Origin of the sequence: Niameybacter massiliensis, from assembly GCF_001282685.1 — a bacterium.
Taxonomy (GTDB): domain Bacteria; phylum Bacillota; class Clostridia; order Lachnospirales; family Cellulosilyticaceae; genus Holtiella; species Holtiella tumoricola.
Genome location: NZ_LN875032.1, coordinates 77,958 through 91,145, shown reverse-complemented (window position 1 = coordinate 91,145; position 13,188 = coordinate 77,958). Strand labels below are relative to the sequence as shown.

Here is a 13,188-nt window from a genome sequence, read left to right as displayed (position 1 = left end):
TTAATTTATGATTCGAATAGAAGGGCTCTCTAAAAGCTATGAGAATATACAGCTTTATAAAGATTTTGATATAGAAATAGAAGAAGGTAAAACGACAGTTTTACTAGGTGCTTCGGGGAGTGGAAAAACTACTTTTATAAGGATGCTTTTGGGAATTGAAAGTTATGAAAAAGGAAATATTATAGGATTAGAGAATAAAAATATATCTGTTGTATTTCAAGAAGATAGACTGATTCCTTGGTTGAATGTATCAAAAAATATAGAGATAGTCTTAAAAGCATACTTAGAACCAGATGCTATTCAAAATAGAATTGAAGAAATACTTAAACTTGTAGAATTGTTGGAATATAAGGATTGTGAGATTAATAAATTGAGTGGTGGCATGAAACGTAGAGTAGCTTTAGCGCGTGCTTTGGCCTATGATGGAGAATTATTAATTATGGATGAACCATTTAAAGGCCAAGATTATGCATTGAAGTTGAGGTTATTAGAAAGAATAAAAATATTAATAATAAAAGAGAAGCGAACGGTTGTATTTGTTACCCATGATATGGAGGAGGCCTCTTTGTTAGGGGATGTATTATTGAAATTTGAAGAAAGACCTGTAAAATTTTACAAAATTTAAAAATTATCAAGATGAATGAAATATGTCTAAGAGTGTGATAAAATAGGCATAATCAATACATGAAAAGGAAGAGACGATAATGATACAGCAGAAAGAACCTTATATACTTGTTTTTGGTATGTCTATTTGTGATATTTTTGGATTCACAAATCAGAGTTACAGACCCTATGATTCAAATCCAGGAGTTATAAAAATGTCATATGGTGGTGTATGTCGTAATATTGCAGAAAATATGGCGAGAGTAGGTGTGAATACTAAGTTTATCTCTATTTTAGGAGATGATGAGAGAGGGAAAAGCCTACAAGAACATGCTAAAAAAATGCACTTTGATATGAGTGATTCGTTAATAGTAGAAGGGGCTGCCACTCCAACATACATTGCTATATTAGATGAAAAGGGTGAGATGGTATCGGCTGTAGTTGATATTAGTATTGCTAGCTTGTTCACTGAAGAATTTGTTGAATCTAAAAGAGAGCTTATTAAAAATGCGGAATTTGTAATTTTAGATGCAGATAATCCTGCTATTACAGAATACATTGTTAAAAATTTCTCAGAATATACAAATATTATTTTAGATCCAGTATCTGCTGCAAGAGCATGTACAGTAAAACACTTATTACCTTATATACATACGCTTAAACCGAATCGTTATGAGGCGGAGGTGCTATGTGGATTTGAATTAAATAGTGAAGAAGCAATAAGAGAAGCAGGTAACTATTTTAGAGGTTTGGGTATCAAAAAGGTATTTATTAGTTTAGACTGTGAAGGTATCTACTATCATGATGGTGTAGAAGAAGGAATTATTAAGGCGCAAGAGGCTAAAGTAATAAATGTAACAGGAGCAGGAGATGCATTTGTTGCAGGGATTGGCTATAGCTATATGAATGCTAAGACGATCAAAGATACTGTAAAGTTTGCAAATACAATGTCTCTTCTTACTATAGCTCATGAGGAGACAATTGATCCAACAATATGTGAAGTAAAGGTTCAGCAAGAAATGACTACTAGGGAGTGGATTGAAAAAACATATTAGAAAGGAACTAAATATGTTAGAAAAGCTGAAAAATTATAAAAGGTATTTTCCTATAGGAATAGGTGTTATTATTATAGGAATAATATTAATGTTTGCTGATAGGGTAATTGGTAATAGTCCGAATGTGTTAGGAATAATCTGGGGATATATTAAGCAGTTTGTAGATATTATCTCTCCAGTTATTTATGCATTTGCGATTGCTTATTTACTGTATTATCCAGTGCTATTTATCGAACGTTGGGTGGTGAAAGGGCTAGATGCTGCTTTACCAAAACGTGATAAAGAAAAGAGTAAAGGCTGGGTAAGGCTGTTAAGTGTAGCTGCTGTTTTTTTAATTGTAATTGGTATGATTGCCATGCTGATTAACTTTATTTTGCCGCCACTCTTTGAGAATATTAATATTTTGATTAATTCTATTCCAAAGTTTGAGGCACAATTCAATGCATGGATGACAGAAATAGCTGATACACTAGGGACCTTAAATATGGATAGAATTAGTGAGATAATACCTCCAGATGTATTTAATTATATTAAAAACTTCCTATTAAGTGGTGGTCAGCTAATTTTGAGTAGTATTGGAAACTTTATTGCATCTTTTAGTTCTTTTGTAATAGACTTTATCGTTACTGTTATTGTGACATTCTACTTCTTGAAGGATAAAGAAAGACTATTTGCAGGTGTAAGTAAGGTAGGTACTATTATCTGTACACCAAAAGTAAAAACACAAATAATAGACTTTATTAAAACATTAGATGATGTAGTTGGTAAGTATTTATTGGGAACCATATTGGATTCTGCTATTGTAGGAGCAGTATCGGTTGGTTTAATGCTAATGATTAAACATCCATTTGCCATATTGATAGGTGTTGCAGCAGGTATTACTAATGTGATTCCATATGTTGGACCTATTGTGGGTTCTGGACTTGCTTTTGTATTAGGGTCATTTACAAGCTTAGGTATGGGTGTAACAGGTGCTGTATTACTACTTTTATATCAACAAATTGATGGTAACATTGTTCAACCTAAGATCGTTGGGGACCAAGTGGGACTTCTTCCTGTTTGGATTTTGATATCTGTATTAATTGGAGGAAGTTACTTTGGTGGTGTTGGAATGATTGCATCAGTACCAATAGCTGCACTTATTAAAGTTTATTTGGATAGGATGTATGAGCATAAAATAAAGGGTGAAAAAAAGGTTGCTCGTTAGAGCAGTCTTTTTTTGCGCTTTTATATACATAAGACATAAAAGGGAGAACATGAATGAAAAAACAATCGTTAGGAAAGCAAATTTATGAGCATTTGATGAATGGAATCAATCATATGCTACCATTCGTAATAGGAGGCGGGCTTTTAATGGCTCTAGCATTCCTGTTTGATGATTATAGTATTAATCCGGCTAACTTTGGTTCTAACACACCGTTTGCGGCAATGTTAAAACAAATTGGAGACTTGGCATTTGGATTTATGCTTCCAATGTTAGCTGGTTACATAGCAGTAAGTATTGCAGGTACAAGTGGTTTAGCAACAGGTTTTATAGGTGGGGTAATGGCTCAACAAAGTGGTTCGGGATTCTTGGGAGCGCTTTTAGCAGGTTTTCTTGGGGGATATGTAATTATCTTACTTTCTAAAGTGCTAAAATTTATTCCTAAATCATTTGAAGGATTAAAAGTAATGCTTTTATATCCTTTGATAGGATTATTTATAGTAGGGACAACAATGATGTTGGTAATCAATCCTCCGGTAGCAGCTCTTAATGGAATGATTACAAGTACACTTACAAGTATGGGAGATTCGAGTAAAGTATTATTGGGACTAGTAGTAGCAGCAATGATGGCAGTTGATATGGGCGGTCCACTTAATAAAAGTGCATATATGTTTGCAGTAGTATGTCTTGAAGCAGGTAATGCATCAGTTATGGCTGCTGCTATTATTGGAGGCATGGTTCCAGCAACAGCTATTGCTTTAGCAACTACACTTTTCAAGAGTAAGTTTACAGAGAAAGAAAGAGAAGCAGGGCTTACCAATTATGTATTAGGAATGTCATTTATTACAGAAGGAGCTATTTCATTTGCGGCATCAGATCCTCTTCGCATATTACCATCTGTAACAGTTGGTTCAGCAGTTGCTGGATGTTTGGCTATGGTATTTAATTGTGCATCACGTGCACCACATGGCGGTATTTTTATATTGCCAGTGATTGAAAACCCAATGGGATTTGTTATTGCTTATGTTGGTGGTGTAATAGTAGCTGCATTGATGATTGGATTACTTAAAAAACCAGTAAATCCAAACACACAAAATTAAAATAAATATAATTGTTCTAGAACGGTTTTTGAAGGATTACTTCAAAAACCGTTCTTTTTATTTAGAAACAAATATAGTATAAAAAAGAAACTTCACTATTAAGAAATTATAGATTAGTATAATAAATGAAAGTCTTGGATTTTAAATGGAAGTCTGTTTTTTTACTTATACTCGATGTAGTTTATATAAAATAAGTAACGTAACAATGTTATAAAACATATATTGACAACGTAACGATGTTACACTAAAATAAACTTATAATTCATTCAAGTATAAAAGTTGAATAAGGGGGATGAAAAATGAAAGATCTCTTAATGAAGAGAAAGGGACAATTTATCATTTATATCATAGCTTGTTTTATGCCTGTTATAGATAGCTTAATAAGAATGGGATTGTTCTCTATGATATTTGGGGTTATTGAAAAAAGGGATATAGAGTATTTTAAGATACTTGTAATCCTTTCTATATTTGCAGCTTTATTAACAGGAGGCTTTCATATTGCTAGTAGGTTAATGCGTATTGGCTTTATGAAAAATATATTACTAGATGTAAGAAAGCAAGCTTTTGATAAGATTATTCATATTTCTTACAAAGACTTTAGTAAGCAAAGTAAAGAAGTTTACATGTCTCATTTAATCAATGATATTAATACTTTTGAGAATAATTTCTTTCTAAATTTACTTAATGTCATCTATATGGGGGGCCTCTACATAGTATGTCTCATTATTCTTTATGTTATAGACTATAAGTTAGCTATAGCTATGACGTTAGTATCTATAGGACTTTTCTTATTTGCATCATTATTTTCTAAGAAGACTGAAAGTCTACAAGAGGAAGTATCTAATCAAAATGAACAACTTACAGTAGAAGTTGCAAATACTTTTAACGGATTAGAAATACTCAAACTTAATAATATTGAAGATAAATTCCTAGATAAAAGTTTGAATGCCATTAATCGTGTAGAAAAGCGAAAGGTTGTTTTCAATATTTTTAGCGAACAGCAAAGAAGTTTGATGATGTTTTCAAGTTATATTGTACTCTTTGGAGTAGTTATTTATGTGGCTGCATCAATGAATTCTAGTAACTTTACGACAGCGATGTTTTCTGTTCAGTTATGTAGTAATTTAGTTTTTCCTTTAGTTGAGATCTTACCTAGAATGAATGTCATCAAATCTTCTAGACGTATTTATGAAAAGATTACGAAGCAAGAAACGAATCATGAAGAAGAAGAACAAGGAAAAGTACCTTTTGAATTTAAGGAATCTATAGAAGTTCAAGGTTTAAACTTTGGATATGAAGATAAGATCTTACTTAAAGATGCTCATTTTAAATTAGAAAAGGGTAAGAAATATTTGATCAAAGGGGTAAGTGGTTCAGGAAAATCTACATTAATGAAATTACTTTCTATGATTTATGATGAATATGAAGGTAAGATTTTAGTAGATGGAACAGACTATAAGACGATTCAAGAAAAAGATTTTAATAATCAAGTGGCATTTATCTATCAAGATGTATTCCTGTTTGAAGATACTATGAGAAATAATATAAGCCTTTATAAAGATATTAGTGATGAAATAATACAGGTAGCATGTAAAAAAGCAGGATTACAAGAGTTGATAGAAGAAAAAGAAGAAGGACTTGGAACAGTACTTTCAGAAAATGGAAAGAATTTATCAGGAGGCCAGCGCCAAAGAATATCTATTGCAAGGGCGCTAGCTAAAAATGCAGAGATTCTGTTCGTAGATGAAGGAACTTCGGCACTAAATGAGGACATTGGCAAGAAGATAGAGCAAGAACTATTGAATTTAGAATGTACAGTAGTAGCCATTAGTCATCGTTATTATGAAGGGGTTACAGATCAATATGACTACGTACTAGAACTTAAGAATGGTCATGTAGAAACCTATCAGGCAAGAGAATACTTTGGGGAGGTGGTAATATGCTAAAAAGATTACTAAGAGTAACACCTTATTTCATACTTGCGGCATTAACAGCAGCGCTATTAGCATTTGCAGATTCCTATAGTTTTGTAAAGATGATGGACCTTATGGATATTGCCTTAAGTGGGGATATGACTAACTTTAGAAGTGCATCTATTGACTTAATAGTGATGGCAATTGTTTTAGTTCCACTATGTATTTTGGTAGCAATAACAAGAGCCTTATATAAACGTAAAGCTAATTTAACTATTAAGCATTACTATGTAAATGGCGTATTTAATAAAAATATTAGTGAGTTTCAAAAAGAAAATAATGCGAAGTATATATCTTGTTTAACGAATGACTTTAATCTGCTTGAAGTTAACTTAATTGATAGTTTATACGAAATAGGAGCGTGTATAGGAAACTTTGCTGCAGGAATATGGATGATGACTATAGTATCTCCATGGGTTATTTTATTAGCTGTAGGTGTAATGATTGTGATGATTATATTCTCAACATTGACTTCTAAGCCAACTGCAAAGCATATGAATGAGAGAAGTACTTTATTTGAAGGTTATACTTCTTATACAAAGGAAATGTTATCTGCATTTCATATTATTAAGAGTAATAACTTAACAGAACGTGTACAAGAGAACTTTAATGATAAGAGTGAACAGGTGCAGCAAAAAGGATATATTGTAGATCGATTCTTATCTTATATTCAAGCATCAGAAAATATTATTATTGGCTTAATGATGTATATGATGTTGGCAGCTAGTGGATACATGGCTATACAAGGATTAATTACTGTAGGTGGGGCATTCCTGGTTGTACAAAGTATGCAAAAGGTAATGTGGCCAGTTATGAATCTTTCTGAGCAGTTACCAAAAATGTTTACTGTAAAAGATCTTATTAAAAAGATAGAAAAAACCCTTGAAAATGAAGATAATTATGAAGAAACACAGTCTATGCCAAGTTTTAATGAATCTATTACATTAAAAAATGTGAGCTTTGGATATGCAGATCAAGAGGCTGATTTAATCTTAGAAGATATTAATCTAGAACTTAAAAAAGGTGGAAAGTATCTTATTGTAGGGCCTAGTGGTGGAGGCAAGTCTACTTTACTTAAATTGCTTAGAAAGTACTTTAATCCAACTAATGGGGAAATCTTAATAGATGGTTATAACTTAAAAGATATTAAGAAAAACGATTTCTTTTCACAAGTAGCCAATGTAGAGCAACAAGTTTTTATATTTGAAGATACATTGAGAAATAACATTACACTCTACAAAGATTATACAGAAGAAGAAATAGAAGAAGCCATTAGAAAATCAGGATTAAGTGATTTCGTAAAAGGGCTCTCTAATGGGTTAGATACAATGATCTATGATAATGGTAAGAATATATCAGGTGGAGAAAGAAGTAGGGTGGTAATTGCGAGAGGATTACTTGCCAAAGCAAGTATAATCTTCTTAGATGAAGCTTTTGCAGCATTAGATATGGAAAGAGCTAAAGAAATAGAAAAAAGTATACTTGCATTAGAAGGGGTAACCGTTATTAATGTAAGCCACGTGCTTTTCAATGAAACAAGAAGTAAATATGATAAAATTCTTAAAGTAAATCATAGACAAGTAGAATACGTATAATAAGAAAAAGGGAGATATTGTAAAATATTTCCCTTTTTTATATAGGTTAAAAAAGATGATTGACGGGTGAATTTGAGAGGAATAAAATGAGGGAGATAAATAAAAATAAAAAAATCAAAATATTTGTATAGGCAAAATTAATGGGATGGGAGTGTAGTTATGCCTAAAGTATATTCACCGCAAAAAAGAGAAGAAATTAGAGAACGACTTATACAAGAGGCTTTAATATTAATCAAGCAGCATGGCATGCAAAGAATGAGTATAGAAGCTCTTACAAGTAGAGTGGGGATTGCCAAGGGGACATTTTATAGTTTCTATAAATCTAAAGAAAGTCTAATATACCATATTGTAAAATGTTATCATGACAAAATTAATATGCGTATTAAGCTGGTTAGAGAAGAAAAAGGTTACTTAGATAGAGATGATATAAGAAATTATTATTATAGTATGATGTTTGTAGATGATGATAATATTTATAATTATTTAAGGCAGGATGACTTTGTAAGTTTGTCAATAAACTTACCTGAAGAATATAGAACAAGAAGAGATGTCATAAGAGAGAGAATACAAGAAAATCTTAAATATATAAAAGGTAAGAAGGAACAGTATGATTTGGATGCCGTTATAAATTGGAGCCAAATTATTAATATTACCCTAGGAAATAGAAAGCTTTTAGCAGAAGAAGGGTTAGATAAGATTATTAATCAACTAATAGAAAATATGCTTGATGAGCTATTTGAAGTATAATGCGGATACTCATTCTTAACATATCCTAATGGTTTTTAAAGAAATCTTAAGAAATTTATACGTCTTTTAATAAGAAATAGTTCGTATAATGAGTAGGATGAAAAAAGAACCGTTTTGGAATTTGATAGAGAGTGGGTGAGAAAATGCCTAAACTAACTTGGATTCAACATAAATTTGAAAGACATTATAAAAAGCATGCGCTTAAAAAAGAGCAGCAATTTTATCAAAATATGCTAAGAGGTAATGACTATAGAGGAACAGATGTTATCTTTAATCAAAATACACTAGGATGGCTTATTGTTATTGTAACTGTATTTTTACAGCTGATTTCTTTAGCAACAACTTTTGAAGGGAGTAAAGTATACTTCGGAGGTGTCAATTTACCTTTTGGATTAAGTGCACCGCTTCTTTTTGCACTAGCTATTCAGCTAGTAGTATTTTGTATGAGCCATACTATAAGAAGACATTTTAAAATGTGGTTAGTTTTAATTATGTGTATGTCAACACTTTGCTCAACGTATTTCTCTTATATTGGTATTTATAATCATATCAATTCACCTGTAGATTACTTAGAAGAGCGTTACAAACAAATTTATGGCAGTATGACAGAAGAATATCAGCTGATTCGTGATCAATCTGAAAATGATATGAAAAGCTATGTGTTTGATATTTTTAGTGAGGTAGATAAAAGCTATAGTGCATTAACAAAGCAAGTTGTTGAAAATGAGGCACTTAGTAAAAAATTAGATGGTATTAAAATTGAAACAGGAAAGATTAATGCTCAAACAAATGCATTAAGAAAACCTAATATTAATAATTATGGTGATAACCTAGATCAATATTATGCAGATATGGCAAAGTATAATGCTGCTGTAGGTAATATGATTACAGATACAACTAAGCAAGATGCAACGCTTAAAAATGAGTTGTATGAGCAAGAAGTACAAGCTATATTAGGTGGACAAACTAAGGATGCTTTTATAGAAGCAAGTATTGAAACAAAGACGACACAAGAACAAATAGGAAAGCTTGTAGTTTCAATGTATAACCTTATACAAGAACAGCAAGAGGGGGTTTTAGGAGAAGAAGGAAAAATCTTAAAAGTAGAAGAGCAGATTGCTGCAATTCAAGATTATGTCTTAGACTTTATCTTAACAGGTAAAGGGAATAGAAATATTTTCTCAACCGTATTAACGAACTTCCATACACAAGTGGTAGCGTTAAAAGGAGAGGGAACCCTACCAAAATTTAAGCAAGATCTCAATCATTATTTAATCTTAGCAGACAAAGAAGCTTCTATTATGAAACCACTAGAAGAAGTTATGACTAGTGGTGTAACAGAAGAAGATGCGATGCAACTTTATACACAAATGCAATCAGAGCTTAAAAGTGCTGCTTATATTCTCAATCAAACGAAAGTATTAGAAAATCCTATAGATTTAACTTCACCAAGCTATGTAATGCATAACTTATATGTATTACCTATTAAAAATCTTTTAGATCCAGGTGCTCAAAGAGCCATGGCATGGTTTTGTTTAGCATTTGCAGTCCTTATCGATGGACTAACATTACTCTTTGCCTTAATGCAAGGTAGAGAAAAGACACCTCTTTTTGCTAAGTCTAACAAAGACATTGTAGGAAAGTCTAAAGAAGCAATAGAAGAGCTTCTTATTGCAACTTTAATGGCAGGAGATACCGAGAGTAAAGAAGGAGAGCGTCTACAAAACATGCTTATCCAATTAAAGTATTTCCTGGGACAATTTGAACTTATACCAGAAGGTATTGAAAGTGGTTATTCTATGTGGTGCCCATTAAGTAAATTGGATAAATACAGTGGTTTTGTAGCTATATTGTGTCAGTTTAATTTAGGAAGTATTTTAACAAGAGAAGAAATGTATAAACATAGAGGATTAGAGAACTTAACAGAAGAACAATACGTCTTAATAAAGACAAAGTTTGTAATCTGGGCAAATCAGAAGATGTCAGACCTCGCATTGAAGCTTGAGTATATTCAAAATCTACATGAGCTAGAGCAAGATTATTTATTAGAGGGGGATAGCATATAATGATTCTTATAGAATTTTTAGTCCTTTGTGTAGGGCTAACGGTGTTTATGATGCAACATACATTAAGAAGACGTATAAGTTTAGTGGGAAGCAAGGTGGTTTATTGGTGCACAATGCTTTTTGTAAGCTTAATGTTTAATAGTATTTTATATCATGCATATCCTATAAATTATAGATTAGGTAGTTATGCTAACTTGTCGACACTTTTCTTGTTGATAGGAATTATGTGTGGCTATATTATTATTCAATTACTTTCACCATCTAAGCCTTATAAAAAGATAAAAGATAAAATTTATAAAAATAATAAAAAGAAAGTTCTTAAGAAGGCATTACATGATAGTGAGGTAGATAGAGAAGAAATGATGATTAATCATTTAGAGGAAATAGAAGAACTGTCCCTTTTAGGTACATCAGAGAAAAATACTTACCTTAAGGAATTGCATTTTGAAACATTTTTAGAAACAATTTGTTGGCTTGCCATTATGTTTACGATTGCATTAGAGCTATTTAATATGTTCATGGGGCAAATATTTAGAATAGAATTTATGGCAAATGAATTAAAAGATATCGTTTGTTTGATGATGATGCTAACCATTCCAATTATCCTTAGACAAATTATGTATTATCTTTATTCGGTAAGAGGAATTAAAGAAGAACAAGATTTAAGTGAATTAGAAGTAAGCTTTTATCATAAGTTAAAAAAGAATCATAATAGATTATAAATATTTTAAGTAAGTTTAAAGCCTAAGATATAGTAAGGATGCCTCCTCCTATATCTTAGGCTTTTTCTTAAAGTATAAGACCAGATTTTATGTATTCTAATGCACCTAATGCGACGATACGCTTAAGATCTTTAGGTGTTGTAATAGTACAAGCAGTGTACATATCTTTTAAAGTATACTGGCTAGCAGTTGATAGAGCGTGTTCTAGATAGCCTGTGTAAGTAGAGGTGCTACCTCCTATTACGATGGTATCAGGATTGAAGAGATGAATAATGTTGGTAAGTGCTAGACCGAAGTAGTGTCCTGCTTTAGCGATGAGTGCAGTAGCAGAAGGGTCATTATTCTCTAAACGAGAGAGTAATGTAGGTGCATCACATTGAGCTAATCTTAAAATACCCATGCCTCCAGAGACGTCATCTAAGACAGTTGGACCATCTTCAGTTTGAATGACACAATACCCTAGTTCACCAGCAAATCCATGAGCACCAGTTATCATCTTACCCTTAGAATAGACACCAATGGCAAGCCCTGAACCTGCCATAATAACAGCTAAGGTATCACTATCAGGATGATTGCTAATTTCACATACAGTAGCAGCTTTTACATCGTTGATAAAGCGAATAGGAAAACGACCCTCGCTAAAATAATCTACAGTTACGCCTGTAAGGTCACTCATATCTGATAACTCTACCATATAATCACCTTTAACTAGACCAGGAATAGCCATACCAATACCTTCAGGGATAAAAGGAAGTTCTTTTAAGAAGGCTTCAAGTTCTTCTTTAATACGTTCTTTGGGACAATCTAATCCTGTGAGTGCTCTTTTTTCGATGTAATGATTATCTACTACTGCACAAAAGTACATTTTTGTACAACCGATATCAACGCCTACATAATTGCTCATAATACTTCTCCTTTAAACGATGTAATAGTATAAGATTATTATAGGGTATAAAAATAAAATAGGAATGGAATATCTTATATAATAAATGTAAAAATTTAAGTAAAAATAATAAGAGGAATATATTTTCTAAAATTTATAAAATTTTATATAAAATATATTGAAAAATGTTAGAGGGTAATATATTATTAAAAATTGTAGTGAAACTGTTGAAGCCTTAGGGGGAAAAGCTATGGTATATGCATTTGCGTTTTTACTATCATTAGCCATTATGTTGGTAATCACGCCAGAACTTAGAAAGATTGCTTATAAAATTGATTATGTGGAGAAACCAAAACAAGAGAATACAAGAAAAATCCATAAAGAGGCAAAACCGTACCTAGCAGCAGTAGGTATTTTTACAGTGTTTTGGATTGTATACTTCTTGTTTAGTAAAGAACTTACTACAAAAACAATGTGGATATTTATTAGTAGCTGTCTGATTTTTTTAGTAGGAATGATAGATGATTGGGTTAAAATTCGTGGAGGGGATCTGAAGGCTTGGCCTAAAATGATGATACAGGTGCTTGCTTGCATACTTGTATATGCAGGAGGCGTTCAATTTATAGGTTTTACAAATCCTTTTAATGGGGGATATATTTTGCTACCTACAATGCTACAAGCAATCTTGACAGTAGTATGGGTCTTTGGGGTAACAACGGTTATTAATTTTACGGATGGGATGGATGGATTGGCAGGAGGCGTATCTTGTATCTCAGCCTTTACATTATTTATAGTAGCATGCGGTAAGGGTAATGCAAATGCTGCACTTATGGGGATTATACTAGTAGGTGTATGCCTAGGATATGTAAGATATAATAAATTTCCTGCAAAAATTTTAATGGGAGATGCAGGTGCTACGTTTTTAGGCTTTATGCTTGCTATTATCTCATTAGATGGAGCTTTTAAGCAGGCAACAATTATATCTATATTCATACCAATATTAGCACTTGGGCTACCTATATTTGATAATTTGTATGTTATGTATATGAGAATGAAACAAGGTAAACCACTTTATGTAGGGGATACAAGTCAAGTACATTTTAGACTTGTACAAAATGGTTTAACACAAAAGCAGGCAGTCCAGGTTCTATACTTAGTAAGTATGTGCCTTAATTTAAGTGCAATTATACTATTTATGTTAAAAATTTAAGATATCTAAACTTAATAATAATAAATTAAA

Annotated in this window: 11 protein-coding genes; 10 read left to right on the top strand and 1 reads right to left on the bottom strand. The window is 32.0% G+C overall.

The genetic code is table 11. The features are described 5' to 3' along the window. Window positions 1-7 precede the first annotated feature (7 nt). The 9 genes from BN2390_RS01570 to BN2390_RS01530 all read left to right on the top strand — a co-directional run bounded on the left by BN2390_RS01570 (window position 8) and on the right by BN2390_RS01530 (window position 11,065). Window positions 8-625, top strand: a complete 618-nt coding sequence (locus tag BN2390_RS01570; RefSeq protein ID WP_053982597.1) for an ATP-binding cassette domain-containing protein — start codon at window positions 8-10, stop codon at window positions 623-625. Window positions 626-704: 79 nt separating this feature from the next. Next, window positions 705-1,658, top strand: coding sequence for a carbohydrate kinase family protein (locus tag BN2390_RS01565; RefSeq protein ID WP_053982596.1), 954 nt, complete (start codon window positions 705-707; stop codon window positions 1,656-1,658). A gap of 13 nt (window positions 1,659-1,671) precedes the next feature. Then, window positions 1,672-2,865, top strand: coding sequence for an AI-2E family transporter (locus BN2390_RS01560; RefSeq protein ID WP_198524839.1), 1,194 nt, complete (start codon window positions 1,672-1,674; stop codon window positions 2,863-2,865). A gap of 53 nt (window positions 2,866-2,918) precedes the next feature. Beyond that, entirely contained in the window at window positions 2,919-3,962 is a 1,044-nt protein-coding gene (locus BN2390_RS01555; RefSeq protein WP_053982594.1) for a PTS fructose transporter subunit IIC, read from the top strand. Between the two features lie 299 nt (window positions 3,963-4,261). Beyond that, on the top strand, window positions 4,262-5,908 hold the full coding sequence (locus tag BN2390_RS01550) for an ABC transporter ATP-binding protein (protein ID WP_053982593.1): 1,647 nt from the start codon (window positions 4,262-4,264) through the stop codon (window positions 5,906-5,908). Continuing rightward, window positions 5,902-7,530 carry an ABC transporter ATP-binding protein gene (locus BN2390_RS01545; RefSeq protein ID WP_053982592.1) on the top strand — a complete coding sequence of 543 codons (1,629 nt, stop codon included), beginning with the start codon at window positions 5,902-5,904 and terminating at the stop codon, window positions 7,528-7,530. Before BN2390_RS01550 ends, BN2390_RS01545 begins: the two co-directional genes overlap by 7 nt. A 159-nt stretch (window positions 7,531-7,689) precedes the next feature. Further along, window positions 7,690-8,277: a TetR/AcrR family transcriptional regulator gene (locus BN2390_RS01540; protein WP_053982591.1), complete on the top strand. Its 588-nt coding sequence runs from the start codon at window positions 7,690-7,692 to the stop codon at window positions 8,275-8,277. Window positions 8,278-8,420: 143 nt separating this feature from the next. Further along, a complete protein-coding gene (locus BN2390_RS01535) occupies window positions 8,421-10,343 on the top strand; it encodes a hypothetical protein (RefSeq protein WP_053982590.1) in 1,923 nt (640 codons plus the stop codon). Further along, window positions 10,343-11,065 carry a hypothetical protein gene (locus BN2390_RS01530; protein WP_053982589.1) on the top strand — a complete coding sequence of 241 codons (723 nt, stop codon included), beginning with the start codon at window positions 10,343-10,345 and terminating at the stop codon, window positions 11,063-11,065. Before BN2390_RS01535 ends, BN2390_RS01530 begins: the two co-directional genes overlap by 1 nt. A 67-nt stretch (window positions 11,066-11,132) precedes the next feature. Here the strand turns inward: BN2390_RS01530 and BN2390_RS01525 are convergent, their stop codons facing one another. Then, complete coding sequence (locus tag BN2390_RS01525; RefSeq protein WP_053982588.1) at window positions 11,133-11,969, bottom strand: ROK family protein; 837 nt, start codon at window positions 11,967-11,969, stop codon at window positions 11,133-11,135. A 229-nt stretch (window positions 11,970-12,198) separates the two neighbouring features. Between BN2390_RS01525 and BN2390_RS01520 the strand changes: the two genes are divergently transcribed. Beyond that, the gene (locus BN2390_RS01520) at window positions 12,199-13,158 is read left to right on the top strand and encodes an MraY family glycosyltransferase (RefSeq protein WP_053982587.1); all 960 of its coding nucleotides are present in this window, start codon (window positions 12,199-12,201) and stop codon (window positions 13,156-13,158) included. The last annotated feature ends 30 nt before the right edge of the window (window positions 13,159-13,188 follow it).

What these genes read in the sequence shown, in the direction of transcription:
- BN2390_RS01570 (WP_053982597.1), top strand. Translation starts at nt 8, where the DNA reads ATGATTCGAATAGAAGGGCTCTCTAAAAGCTATGAGAATATACAGCTT.
- BN2390_RS01565 (WP_053982596.1), top strand. Translation starts at nt 705, where the DNA reads ATGATACAGCAGAAAGAACCTTATATACTTGTTTTTGGTATGTCTATT.
- BN2390_RS01560 (WP_198524839.1), top strand. Translation starts at nt 1,672, where the DNA reads ATGTTAGAAAAGCTGAAAAATTATAAAAGGTATTTTCCTATAGGAATA.
- BN2390_RS01555 (WP_053982594.1), top strand. Translation starts at nt 2,919, where the DNA reads ATGAAAAAACAATCGTTAGGAAAGCAAATTTATGAGCATTTGATGAAT.
- BN2390_RS01550 (WP_053982593.1), top strand. Translation starts at nt 4,262, where the DNA reads ATGAAAGATCTCTTAATGAAGAGAAAGGGACAATTTATCATTTATATC.
- BN2390_RS01545 (WP_053982592.1), top strand. Translation starts at nt 5,902, where the DNA reads ATGCTAAAAAGATTACTAAGAGTAACACCTTATTTCATACTTGCGGCA.
- BN2390_RS01540 (WP_053982591.1), top strand. Translation starts at nt 7,690, where the DNA reads ATGCCTAAAGTATATTCACCGCAAAAAAGAGAAGAAATTAGAGAACGA.
- BN2390_RS01535 (WP_053982590.1), top strand. Translation starts at nt 8,421, where the DNA reads ATGCCTAAACTAACTTGGATTCAACATAAATTTGAAAGACATTATAAA.
- BN2390_RS01530 (WP_053982589.1), top strand. Translation starts at nt 10,343, where the DNA reads ATGATTCTTATAGAATTTTTAGTCCTTTGTGTAGGGCTAACGGTGTTT.
- BN2390_RS01525 (WP_053982588.1), bottom strand. Translation starts at nt 11,969, where the DNA reads ATGAGCAATTATGTAGGCGTTGATATCGGTTGTACAAAAATGTACTTT.
- BN2390_RS01520 (WP_053982587.1), top strand. Translation starts at nt 12,199, where the DNA reads ATGGTATATGCATTTGCGTTTTTACTATCATTAGCCATTATGTTGGTA.